This is a genomic window from Aurantimonas sp. 22II-16-19i (assembly GCF_002088275.1).
In the GTDB taxonomy this organism is placed as follows: Bacteria; Pseudomonadota; Alphaproteobacteria; order Rhizobiales; family Rhizobiaceae; genus Jiella.
Genome location: NZ_AQQS01000042.1, coordinates 40,374 through 51,206 on the forward strand (window position 1 = coordinate 40,374; position 10,833 = coordinate 51,206).

The following is a 10,833-nucleotide window of genomic DNA, read 5'->3' on the forward strand; positions in this document are numbered from 1 at the left end:
CGACCGGCCGGCGACAGGCCGGGCGAAACGGTCCCGACACGCTTGCCGGGACCTGCAAACCCAGGCTTCAGAGGGTCAGCGGCAGCACGAAGGATCGGCCCGCAAAGGCGTCTTCGCCGCGCCCGATCGCCCGGATCGCCGCGACCATCCGGCCGCCCCGCTGCAGCCGTTCGTCGGCGAGCGCGATCAGCCGGGGATTGGGCGTCGCCGAGGGCGAGCGGCGGCGAAGCTCGCGGGCGAGCGCCTCTTCGCCGAGATCGGGATTGATGGCGAGCGCCAGGATGTAGGCGGCCGCCGTCGAGCGGCTGATCCCCGCCCAGCAGTGGATCGCCAGCGGCGTGTCGCGGCTCCAGCGGCTGCCGAATGCGATCATCTGGTCGAGATGGTCGCTGGAGGGGGCGGTGAAGCCCTCCATCGGTTCGGCGATGTCGTTGAAGCCGAGGAACAGGTGGCGCGGCGCCTCGATCGTCGTCGGCCGCGCCACCGCCGTCTCGGCGTTGATCAGCGTGACGAGATCGAGCGCGCCATGTTCGGCGACGGTCTTCGGCATATCGGCGAGGGAGGAGACGACGAGATAGCTCATCGTCCCGCTATAGGTCGATCGGCCGCATCTGGCCAGAGCCGGGGCGGCGGCGGCGCGATCACGACTTCGAGGCGGCGGGCGATCCCTGTGCGTCCGGCTGATCCGCGAGCCGGCAGGCGGGGCCGCGGGCGCCGGTGAGCTCGGCGTCGAGGGCGGCGAAGCGGGCGAGGAAGGCCGCCTCCATCTCGCGGGCCGGGCGCGGCGTGAACGCCTCCCTCTCGCAGGCGGCGTTTCCCGGCTCGCCGAAGAACTTCGCCGCTTCCCTCGCCGCAAAGCCGGCCAGCAGCGTCGCCTCGAAATAGGCCGAGATCCGGTCGGCGGCCTTGATCGCCTTCTCCACCGCGGGCGGCAGATGCCCCGGCAGGCCGAAGCGCAGATGGATCGCCGCCTGCAACCGCTTCTCGACCGCCTTGTAGTCGCCGCCCATCACCGCCTTGAACGGCGAGATCATGTCGCCGACGACGTATTCCGGCCCGTCATGGAGAAGCGCCGCCATGCGCCAGCGCGGGTCGGGCTCCTTCGCCGCCACGATTTCCTCGACGATCAGCGAATGCTGCGCGACGGAAAAGGCGAAGTCGCCGCGGGTCTGGCCGTTCCAGCGGGCGACGCGGGCAAGGCCGTGGGCGATGTCGGATATCTCGACGTCCAGCGGCGAGGGATCGAGGAGGTCGAGCCGGCGCCCCGACAGCATGCGCTGCCAGACGCGCGGCGCGGCCTTGGCGCCCTTGCGCGAAGGCATCGGACGTTGCTCGCTCATGCCGAGTTGCCAGCCAGGTCGCCGGCCGTGTCCGCCTCGCCGTCGCGGCGCTCGGGCAGGGTGTAGCCGGCATAGGCGGGGATCGACAGCGCCACCGGCACGCCGCCGGCGGTGATCGCCTCGCCGCTCGCCGCCGCATTCGCCAGCCGGTCGATCCGCACGATGGCGAGGCCGCGATCGTCCCTTGTCGACAGGATCTCGCCGACGACCTTGTCGCCCGCCCGGATCTCGATGCTCGTCGTGTTTTCGCTGTTGATCCCGTTCTCGCCGGCCTCACCCAGCGGCGCCGCGGCGCTCACCAGCATCAGCCGCCGCCGGGCGGTGCCGCGATGCTGCATCCGCGAGACGACCTCCTGGCCGACGAAGCAGCCCTTCCGGAACGACAGGCCGCCGGAATAATCCATCAGCACGTCGTGAGGAAACACCTCCGAGGGCGGATAGTCCGACCCGAGTTCGGCAACGCCCGAGGCGATCCGCAGCGTGCGAAACTCCTCCGCCGGAGCCTCGCCGACGCCGGCGGGCGCATCGCCATAGGCCCGGAGCACCGGCTCGCCGGGAAAGCGGCGATCGGTCAGGCCGAGGACGCCGGCAGCGCCGCCATCCTCGCCCCAGACGGCGAAGACGGCCTCCTCGCTCGCCTCGATGGCGATCTTCAGCCGCAGCCGGTAGAGCGTCAGCCGCTTCTTCAGATCCGCCCGCAAGCCGGCGGGCGTGTCGAGCCGGAAGCCGTCCGGGAGCCGGCTGAGGAGAAACTCGAACATCACCTTGCCCTGCGGCGTCAGCAGGGCCGCCGGGCTCGCCGCATCGGCACTGACGGCGCCGACGTCGGCGGTGACCAGCCCTTGCAGGAATTCTTCGGTCTCGGCCCCGGTCAGATGCAGCGTGGCGCGATCGGGAAGGGGCGTGAAGGGCATGGGGGGAGCTCGTCTGTGGTCGAGTTGGCGCTGTCCTCGCCGGATTTCGCCGCGGAACAAGCCGTGCGGGCCGACATGCTGAGTGGACGCGTCGCAATTACGTAAGACCATCAGCTGAACAGGACAAGCCGGTTGCGGGGGGCTGACTCGCCCCCGCCTCGTTCACACGATAGCTTTCTCCGCCGTCTCGAGTGGCGCCTTATCTGGTGAGTGACGCTTGGCGGCATCTTGCAGATGCGCAATTCTGCGCCAACTCCTGGCACCGAAAGGAGCCATGCGTCATGAGCGAGCTCACCCCCGAGGAATATGCCGCCTTCCAGGAGATCGCGACCCGCGTCTTCGACATCGCGCGGGCCGGCGATGCCGGGGAACTGGCGCGTTATCTCGATGCCGGCATTCCGACCAATCTCACCAATGGCAAGGGCGACAGCCTGTTGATGCTGGCGAGCTATCACGGGCATCTGGAGGCCACTCGGCTCTTGCTGGAGCGCGGCGCCGATCCCGAGCGGCGCAACGATCGCGGCCAGACGCCGCTCCAGGGTGCCGCCTTCAAGGGCGAGATGGCGATCGCCCGGCTGCTTCTCGACCATGGCGCCGCCGTCGACGGAGCCGGCGAGGACGGGCGCACGGCGCTGATGATCGCCGCGATGTTCGACCGGGTGGAGATGATCGACCTTCTCGTCGAGCGCGGCGCGGATGTCGGAGCGAGAGCCGCCGACGGGGGCACGGCGCTCGCCGCCGCCGAGACGATGGGGGCGCAAAGGGCCGCCGACCACCTGGCCCGGCTGTCGGACTGAGCCGCTTCGCGGTCAGTCGCCGCCGCCGCCATCGCCGCCCCCGCCGCCATCGCTGGCCGAGCCGGCGTGACACGAATCGTCCGAGCCGCCCAACCAGCCGGACAGGCCGCCGTCGCCGGCAGCCTCGCCGTCATCGGTGAAGCGGCGATCGCTTCTGGCGAACTTTGCGACAACCGTCGTCACGGCCAGGACGAGCAGGGCGCCCGGCGCGATCCAGAGCACGAGCTGCGTGGTCGACATTGGCTCTGCCTTCCATGGGTTGCATCATGCCCGCCTCTCGGATCAGGAGCCAGATCGAGACTCACGACGCCGGGGCGGTCTCTCCGGGCACATCGGGCACCAGCGCCTCGAGATCGGGCCGCAGCACCACGCTCTCCTGCTCGTTCGGATCGGTCCGGGCGATCACCGCGACGACCGGCTCCGTGCCGGGATTATAGGGAAGATGCGGCACGCCGGCGGGGATGTAAAACAGGTCGCCCGCCGCGACCGTCGCGTGGTGCTCCAGCCTTTCGCCGTAATAGGTGCCGGAGACGCCGCTGATCACGTAGATCGCCGTCTCGTGGCTCTCGTGCAGATGCGCCTTCGCCCGGCCGCCCGGCGGGATCGTCAGAAGGTGCATGCAGAGGCCGGTCGAACCGACCGTCTCCCTGGCTATCCCCTCGAAATAGCGGAATCCCTGCTTGCCGTCATAGGTCGAAGCAGGCCTTATGAGGGTGCATTCAGTGTGAGGGTTCGAGGATGCGTCCATCGAAAAATCTCCCGTCGTCGGTGGGGGAAGACCATGCTTTCCCGCCCGGGGAAAATAGCGCGAAAGTGCTGGCGGGAACCAGTGCCCCGGTCATCGCGGCGCGCGGCCTCGACCTCGTCTTTGCGACGGCGGATGCTCCGGTCCATGCATTGAAGGACATCGACCTCACCGTCCATCGCGGCGAGTTCGTCTCGCTGATCGGCCCGTCGGGCTGCGGCAAGACCACGCTCCTGCGCGTCATCGCCGATCTCGAGCGGCCGACCGGCGGCACGATCGGCGTCAACGGCATGAGCCCCGACGAGGCCAGGCGCCGGCGCGCCTATGGCTACGTGTTCCAGGCCGCCGCGCTCTATCCCTGGCGCAGCATCGAGAAGAACGTCGCCCTGCCGCTGGAGATCATGGGCGTCGAGCCGGCGGAGAGGGCGAGGCGGGTCGCCGACGGCCTCGATCTCGTCGGCCTCTCGGGCTTCGGCGGCAAGTTTCCCTGGCAGTTGTCCGGCGGCATGCAGCAGCGCGCCTCGATCGCCCGGGCGCTCTCCTTTGATCCGGACCTGTTGCTCATGGACGAGCCTTTCGGCGCCCTCGACGAGATCGTCCGCGATCATCTCAACGAGGAACTCCTGAAGCTCTGGGCGAAGACGAACAAGACGATCGTCTTCGTCACCCACTCGATCCCCGAGGCGGTGTTCCTGTCGACCCGCATCGTCGTCATGAGCCCGCGGCCGGGCCGCATCCACGAGATCATCGACTGCGACCTCGGCTCCGACCGGCCGCTCGACATCCGCGACACGCCGGAATTCCTGGCGATCGCCCACCGGGTGCGCGAGGGGCTCAGGGCCGGACACGGCTACGACTGAGCCAGCCCATCCGATAGCCGTCGGCAAAGGCACGCGCGCGATCACGGGAACGTGATAAGCCATCCGCACGAAGTGACGACCCGCCGGGTCGGGGATCATTATCCGGCACATGGACCAGCCCCCGGTGGGCGCATCGCACGGTCCCGACCGCTGACGTTCCGTCACTGGCCGCGATGACGGCCGGTCTCGTACGCGCCGATCCCGACAAGCAAGTGTCTGATCGCGAACACGTCAGGGATGGCGGTTCTCGGCCCGTTGCGGCCGGCGGAAAGGCTTAGCCGCAGCCGGCGCCGGAGCGTCACGCTGTTCCCTGGAAGAATTCCAGAATACCGCGGGCGTCGTTCGATGAGCGTCATGCCGGTTGCTGACGGGGACCAGATCTCGATTGGTCATCAACCCAGATAATAATGGCCATCATGAAAATTGTGGTTGCGGTGTGACATGCGTCACAGGGTTCGACGGCGTCCGGCGGACAGAGTGCAAGCGCGACGGCACCCCCTGTCCCGGCCTCCTCTCACGGCCACGCATCCGTCGCGAAACCCGGCGTTCGCCCATGGCGATCAGACGACGTGCGGCGCGAGCGCCTTTTCATCTTCACGGCGAAGCGAGGCTTCGCACCGGTCAAAGGATCATTCGTCATGGCAGTCGACCTCGATCAGTCAGGCAACCAGGCCCAGATCAACAACTCGAACGTGCGGGACGGCCCGTTCTTCCTCGAAACCGAGGACGTGCGCGCGACCAATACCGTCTCGGCCATCCTCATCAACGAGAATCGCGACGATGCGGACGCCTTGCTCATCCTCGATGGCCGGGTGATCAGCGGGGTCGACGGTGTCGAGATCACCTCGTCCGACGGCGGCGAGGGCATCACCCTCGGCACAACCGGCGGCATCTTCGCGGCGGAAGACGGGATCAGCACGGTCGCGGGAAACAACACCCTCACCCTCGCAGGCATGATCTCCGCGGATGGCGACGGCGTCGCTCTCGGCGGCGACGGCCTCAACCGCGTCATGCTCAGCGGCATCATCTCCTCAGCCCTCGACGGCATCGAGGCTGCCGGCAATCAGAACAAGGTGACGGTCTCGGGCGCCATCGTCTCCGGCGGCCAGAACGGCATGGTGTTCAACGGCAATGCCAACACGGTCGTCGTGTCCGGCAGCGTCGAGGGGACGCTGGACGGCATCCGGCTCGTCGGCGACGGCCAGAACGTCAAGATCGACGGCCTGGTCGGCGGTCTCGACAACGGCGTCGCTTTGACCGGCGACGGCGCCAAGATCACCGTCGGCACGACGGGCGTCGTGCGCGGCGGCGACAATGGCGGCCTGACCTCGGCGGTGACCTTCCAGGCCGGCGACGTGGCCGATGGCGTCGGCGGCGCCAGCACCCTCGTCAATCACGGCTCGCTGATTTCCGACACGGTGTCCGAGATCACCAACACCGCCGTCGCCGTCTGGGACTTTTCCGGCCAGGCCCAAGTCTTCACCAACACCGGCGACGTCCAGGGCGACGTGCTCCTGCAGGGCGGCGACGACACCATGACCAATGCCGGCATCATCATCGGCAACATCTCGGTCGGCACCGGCAACGACAGCTTCACCACGATCGGAACCGGCGCCGTCACCGGCAAGATCGACGGCGGCGCGGGCTTCGACACCTTCCGCGGCGGCGATCTCTCCGACAGCTTCTTCGGCGGCGACCAGGCCGACAACATGCGCGGCGGTGCTGGCATCGACAGCCTCTTCGGAGAAGCCGGCAACGACCTCATCATCGGCGACACGGACGGAGCGAACGACCTCTATGACGGGGGCACGGGGATCGACACGGTCAGCTATGCGGAAGCTGTATCGGCAGTCCGGGCCAATCTCACTCTGCAATTTGCACTCGGCAGCGAGATCGGCGTCGATCGTCTCGTCGGCGTCGAGAGCCTCACCGGCGGCAGCGGCGATGACAGTCTCACCGGTTCGACTGCGGCAGGGACGTTCAGTGGCGGCGCCGGCAACGACATCCTTTCCGCCGGGTCGGGCAACGACGTCCTTCTGGGCGGCGACGGCGCCGATACGATCAACGGCGGTGCCGGCTTCGACACGATCACCGGCGGGACCGGCAACGACCGTCTGACCGGCGCCTTCAATGCCGACACCTTCATCTTCGCCAACGGCTTCGGCAAGGACATCATCACCGACTTCGATTCATCCAACTCGGCCGAGAAGATCGACCTGTCGGCGGTCGCCAACATCACCGACTTCAACGATCTCGCCCTCAATCATCTCACCCAGGTGGGCGCCAACGCGGTGATCTCCGACGGCGTCGACACCATCACCCTCCTCGGCGTCCAGGCGACCAGCCTCGACTCCAACGACTTCATCTTCTGAGTTTTCAGGCGCGGGGAGACCGTTTCCCGCGACGATGAGCATGGCTGGACACCGGCCGTCACACCGACAGCCGGTGTCCTCTTCGCATGATTGCCGACAAATACACTGAGTCCGATCGCGGAATGGAAGCGAAACCGGTCGGCCCTCCAACGTCATCGCAATTCACGGTCACCCGAAGTCGGGCGTTTCCTGCGCCGAGGCTGGCTCCGGCCCGCGCGGTCGCCGCGCGGGATCACCCGACGTGGCCTTGCAGCGGAACGGTTGCGCACATCGGGGGCCGCCGGCAGCCACCGCACGGCTGAAGGATCCACAAACACACCCCCAAGAAAGGTACTATCCCATGACGATCTTCATCTCCGGCGGCGATCTCGGCGCCTTCACGGTCGGCAATGCCCAGGTCGGCGACAATCCCATCGTCCTCGCCCCAGGCGTCGCCCGCAGCAGCGATGGCGACCTCGTCGTGGTGACGGAAAGCCTCGCCGATGCCGATGCGCAGATCGTCCTCGCCGGCCTCGCCGTCGCCGGCGCGGACGGCATCGAGGCCACCGGCTCCGACGGTTCCGACACCTATACCCTGACCGCCTCCGGCTCGATCTTTGCCGGCAGCGACGGAATCGTTACCGCAGAGGGCGGCAACCTCGTCACCGTCGCCGGCAGCATCGAAGCCGGCGAACAGGGGATCGACCTCAACGGTTCCGGCCAGAACCAGGTCACCGTGTCCGGCAGCATCTCCGCCGATGACGACGGTCTCCAATTGCACGGCAATTCCAACCGGGTCACGGTGTCGGGCGCGATCGTCTCCGCCTTCGCCAACGGCGTGGACATCGACGGCAGCGGCAGCCTCGTCGACATCTCCGGAAGCGTCACCTCTCTCGCCAGCGGCCTCTCCGTGTCGGGCGAGGGAACCCTGATCCGCGTGTCGGGCGACATCGTCTCCTATCTGGATCGCGGCATCTCCGTCTCCGGCGACAACAGCCAGATCGCCGTGACCGGCACGCTCGAGGCGCGAACGGACGGCATCGGGGTCAAGGGCGACGGGCACGACATCAGGGTCGACGGTTCGGTTTCCGGCTTCAACAACGGCCTCGCCCTCACCGGCGAGGAAACGACGATCACCATCGGCACGACGGGCGTGGTGCGCGGCGGTGACGCCGGCGGCCTGACCTCTGCGGTGACCTTCCAGAACGTCATCGCCAGCATCGACGGCGGCGCCAGCACCCTCGTCAATCACGGCTCGATCATCTCCGACACGGTGTCGGCGGTGACCAACACCGCCGTCGCCGTCTGGGACTTTTCCGGCCAGGCCCAAGTCTTCACCAACACCGGCGACGTCCAGGGCGACGTTTTGCTGCAGGGCGGCAACGACACGATGACCAATGCCGGCACCATCGTCGGCAACATCTCGCTCGGCACCGGCAACGACGTCTTCACCTCCATCGGAACCGGCGTCGTCACCGGCAAGATCGATGGCGGCGCGGGCTTCGACACCTTCCGCGGCGGCGATCTCGCCGACACCTTCTTCGGCGGCGACCAGGCCGACAACATGCGCGGCGGCGGCGGGTCCGACGAGATCTTCGGCGAGGCCGGCAACGACCTCATCATCGGCGATGCCGATGGCGTCGCCGACCTCTATGACGGCGGCGAGGGGATCGACAATGTCAGCTATGTCACGACGGTCGCCGGCATCAATGCCAATCTCGGGCTGAACTTCGCCTTCGGCTCCGACATCGGGGTCGACCGCCTGGAGAACATCGAGAATCTCACCGGCGGGCGCGGCGACGACAGCCTGATCGGCGCAGCGTCGACCCAGAGACTGGACGGGGGCGCCGGCAACGACGTCATCGATGGGGGAACCGGCAACAACACGCTGCTGGGCGGCGATGGCAACGATACCATTCGCGGCTTTGCCGGCTTCGACCGGATCGAGGGCGGCGCCGGCAACGACCGGCTCACAGGCGACTTCAACGCCGACACCTTCGTCTTCACGAACGGCTTCGGCAAGGACACGATCACCGACTTCGACGAGTTCAACAACTCCGAGAAGATCGATCTCGCCGGCGTCACCGAGATCATCGACTTCGCCGATCTTGCGGCCAACCACCTGACACAGGTCGGCACCAGTGCGGTGATCATCGACGGGGCCGACACCATCACCATCCTCAACGTCCAGATCGCCGATCTCGACGCGAGCGACTTCGTCTTCTGACGGGGCAACCTTCGAAGTTCACTTCGAGAGCGGCCGTTCGGCGCCGCATGAGGATCATCACCTCCCGAGATCGGCCGTCGCATCGATGGCCGGTTTCATCGGCTCCCGCCAGCCCGACGCGCCGCGCCGTCCCGCCACCCTTGCGATCTCGGCGACAGGCGATGGCCGGACGGTCGGGGCCGATCCGGGTGTGACCTCCGTCACAGTGGTCTCGCGGCGAATGCCCTAGGGTCAGGCTGTCTCCGGCGACACGGCGCGGCAGGACACGGGATCCCGGCACATACGGGCCGTGCGTCGACGACCGGTCCCATCGACACACCGCACCGCGCCTTTTCATCCGGTTGGACGGGACGGCTTGGACAAGACGGACACCACTCTCAAAGGAAAGGATCTTTCCATGACGACTTTCATCCCCGGCGGCGATCTCGGAACCGGTACCATCGACAATACGAACGTTGCCGACGGTCCGTTCGTGCTGGCGCCGGGCGTTGCCCGCAGCGCCGACGGCGACCTCATCGTCGTGAACGAAACCCTCGTCGACCAGGACGCCGAGATCGTCATCGCTGGCCTCGCCATATCGGGACTGGACGCCATCGACACCCTCGTTTCGGACGGGGGCGACACCGTCACTGTCACGGCATCGGGTTCGATCTTCGCCGGCAGTGACGGAATCATCACCGGCGGGGAGAACAACACCATCGACATGGCCGGCAGCATCAATGCCGGTAACCAGGGGATCGATCTGAACGGTGCGGGCGGTGACATCGTCAGCGTTTCCGGAAGCATCGTCTCGGAAGACGAGGGGATCGATGCCGACGCGGGCGGAAACGAGATCACCGTCTCGGGCACCATCGTTTCCACCACAGATGACGGGATCGACATCCGGGGTCTGGGCGCGAACCGCATCACGGTTTCCGGAAGCATCCGCGGCGATGATGAAGGCATCGAAGTCGATGGCGACGCCAACGAGGTCACTGTGTCTGGCGCAGTGAGTGCCGACGGGAACGGCATCAGTTTCAATGGCAATGACAATCGTCTGGCCGTGTCAGGCAACGTCGAGGCCCGGTCGAACGGCATCAATTCCTTCGGTGACGGCCTGGATGTCCGGGTCGACGGGAGCGTTGCCGGCGCCTTCAACGGCATCTCCACGACCGGCGACGGCGCCAAGATCACCATCGGCACGACGGGCGTCGTGCGCGGCGGCGATGCCGGCGGCCTGACCTCGGCGGTGACCTTCCAGGCCGGCGACGCGGCCGACGGCGTCGGCGGCGCGAGCACCCTCGTCAATCACGGCTCGCTGATTTCCGACACGGTGTCCGAGATCACCAACACCGCCGTCGCCGTCTGGGACTTTTCCGGGCAGGCCCAAGTCTTCACCAACACCGGCGACGTCCAGGGCGACGTGCTCCTGCAGGGCGGCAACGACACGATGACCAATGCCGGCACCATCGTCGGCAACATCTCGCTCGGCACCGGCAACGACGTCTTCACCTCCATCGGAAGCGGCGTCGTCACCGGCAAGATCGACGGCGGCGCGGGCTTCGACACCTTCCGCGGCGGCGATCTCTCCGACAGCTTCTTCGGCGCGGCCCAGGCAGA

9 protein-coding genes and 1 pseudogene are annotated in these 10,833 nt (G+C 67.3%); 5 read left to right on the forward strand and 5 right to left on the reverse strand.

Annotated features, from left to right (window positions below):
- Window positions 1–67: 67 nt before the first annotated feature.
- The 3 genes from ATO4_RS23490 to ATO4_RS23500 are packed head-to-tail and all read right to left on the reverse strand — an operon-like array spanning window position 68 to window position 2,254.
- The gene (locus ATO4_RS23490; RefSeq protein ID WP_083594206.1) at window positions 68–583 is read right to left on the reverse strand and encodes a tyrosine protein phosphatase; all 516 of its coding nucleotides are present in this window, start codon (window positions 581–583) and stop codon (window positions 68–70) included.
- 58 nt (window positions 584–641) lie between these two features.
- Entirely contained in the window at window positions 642–1,340 is a 699-nt protein-coding gene (locus ATO4_RS23495) for an HD family hydrolase (protein ID WP_083594207.1), read from the reverse strand.
- Window positions 1,337–2,254, reverse strand: coding sequence for a folate-binding protein YgfZ (locus ATO4_RS23500; protein ID WP_083594208.1), 918 nt, complete (start codon window positions 2,252–2,254; stop codon window positions 1,337–1,339). Before ATO4_RS23500 ends, ATO4_RS23495 begins: the two co-directional genes overlap by 4 nt.
- A gap of 281 nt (window positions 2,255–2,535) precedes the next feature.
- On the opposite strand from ATO4_RS23500, the gene ATO4_RS23505 reads away from it, so the two are divergent.
- Window positions 2,536–3,051, forward strand: coding sequence for an ankyrin repeat domain-containing protein (locus tag ATO4_RS23505; protein ID WP_083594209.1), 516 nt, complete (start codon window positions 2,536–2,538; stop codon window positions 3,049–3,051).
- A gap of 12 nt (window positions 3,052–3,063) precedes the next feature.
- Here ATO4_RS23505 and ATO4_RS23510 read toward each other — a convergent pair whose 3' ends face one another.
- A complete protein-coding gene (locus ATO4_RS23510) occupies window positions 3,064–3,291 on the reverse strand; it encodes a hypothetical protein (RefSeq protein WP_083594210.1) in 228 nt (75 codons plus the stop codon).
- A 61-nt stretch (window positions 3,292–3,352) separates the two neighbouring features.
- Window positions 3,353–3,799, reverse strand: a complete 447-nt coding sequence (locus ATO4_RS23515) for a cupin domain-containing protein (protein ID WP_083594211.1) — start codon at window positions 3,797–3,799, stop codon at window positions 3,353–3,355.
- Between the two features lie 68 nt (window positions 3,800–3,867).
- Between ATO4_RS23515 and ATO4_RS23520 the strand changes: the two genes are divergently transcribed.
- The 4 genes and pseudogenes from ATO4_RS23520 to ATO4_RS23535 form a co-directional block, all read left to right on the forward strand.
- Complete coding sequence (locus ATO4_RS23520) at window positions 3,868–4,656, forward strand: ABC transporter ATP-binding protein (RefSeq protein WP_245308908.1); 789 nt, start codon at window positions 3,868–3,870, stop codon at window positions 4,654–4,656.
- 638 nt (window positions 4,657–5,294) lie between these two features.
- Entirely contained in the window at window positions 5,295–7,028 is a 1,734-nt protein-coding gene (locus ATO4_RS23525) for a calcium-binding protein (RefSeq protein WP_139802649.1), read from the forward strand.
- Between the two features lie 340 nt (window positions 7,029–7,368).
- Complete coding sequence (locus tag ATO4_RS23530) at window positions 7,369–9,234, forward strand: hypothetical protein (RefSeq protein WP_083594214.1); 1,866 nt, start codon at window positions 7,369–7,371, stop codon at window positions 9,232–9,234.
- Window positions 9,235–9,631: 397 nt separating this feature from the next.
- Window positions 9,632–10,833 (forward strand): annotated as a pseudogene (locus ATO4_RS23535) (hypothetical protein); the annotation flags it as partial.

Bases quoted from the DNA above. Each gene is read 5' to 3' on its own strand.
- ATO4_RS23490 (WP_083594206.1), bottom strand. From the start codon at position 583: ATGAGCTATCTCGTCGTCTCCTCCCTCGCCGATATGCCGAAGACCGTC.
- ATO4_RS23495 (WP_083594207.1), bottom strand. From the start codon at position 1,340: ATGAGCGAGCAACGTCCGATGCCTTCGCGCAAGGGCGCCAAGGCCGCG.
- ATO4_RS23500 (WP_083594208.1), bottom strand. From the start codon at position 2,254: ATGCCCTTCACGCCCCTTCCCGATCGCGCCACGCTGCATCTGACCGGG.
- ATO4_RS23505 (WP_083594209.1), top strand. From the start codon at position 2,536: ATGAGCGAGCTCACCCCCGAGGAATATGCCGCCTTCCAGGAGATCGCG.
- ATO4_RS23510 (WP_083594210.1), bottom strand. From the start codon at position 3,291: ATGTCGACCACGCAGCTCGTGCTCTGGATCGCGCCGGGCGCCCTGCTC.
- ATO4_RS23515 (WP_083594211.1), bottom strand. From the start codon at position 3,799: ATGGACGCATCCTCGAACCCTCACACTGAATGCACCCTCATAAGGCCT.
- ATO4_RS23525 (WP_139802649.1), top strand. From the start codon at position 5,295: ATGGCAGTCGACCTCGATCAGTCAGGCAACCAGGCCCAGATCAACAAC.
- ATO4_RS23530 (WP_083594214.1), top strand. From the start codon at position 7,369: ATGACGATCTTCATCTCCGGCGGCGATCTCGGCGCCTTCACGGTCGGC.